This window comes from Pseudomonas sp. JV245A (assembly GCF_032424515.1).
Lineage (GTDB): Bacteria > Pseudomonadota > Gammaproteobacteria > Pseudomonadales > Pseudomonadaceae > Aquipseudomonas > Aquipseudomonas protegens.
The window spans coordinates 1-419 of record NZ_VYKE01000559.1; the positions used below are offsets into that span (position 1 = coordinate 1).

General features: G+C 63.0%; 1 pseudogene. It reads left to right on the plus strand.

Going from position 1 to position 419, the window contains the following annotated elements:
* Positions 1-181: 181 nt before the first annotated feature.
* Positions 182-419: pseudogene (locus tag F6S12_RS33015) on the plus strand (PQQ-dependent dehydrogenase, methanol/ethanol family); the annotation flags it as partial.

A 419-nucleotide genomic window follows, 5' to 3' on the forward strand; every position in this document is an offset into this window, starting at 1 on the left:
CAGCTTTTACGGTAGGCAGGGAGATCGGGTGGGGCTTTGTAGGCGTCGGCGGCCGCTCCTGTACCAAGGAACTAGAAAACTCCGCACTGCGGGCAATTGTTGGCAGGCAGGCCGGGACCAAGAATTCCCGGCAGACCGGGAAAATTTCCCGGGAACAACAATAACCGCCGAGGTAGCCGTCATGACCCAACCCCCACGTCGTCCCTTTTTCGCCGTGAGCCTGGTGCTCAGCGCCATGCTGCTGTCCAGCGCGGCCCTGGCCGCCGTCACCGATGAAGAGATCCTCCAGGACCCGAAGAACCCGCAGCAGATCGTCACCAACGGCCTGGGCGTCCAGGGCCAGCGCTACAGCCCGCTGGATATCCTCAACGTCGATAACGTCAAGGAGCTGCGGCCGGTCTGGGCCTTCTCCTTCGGCG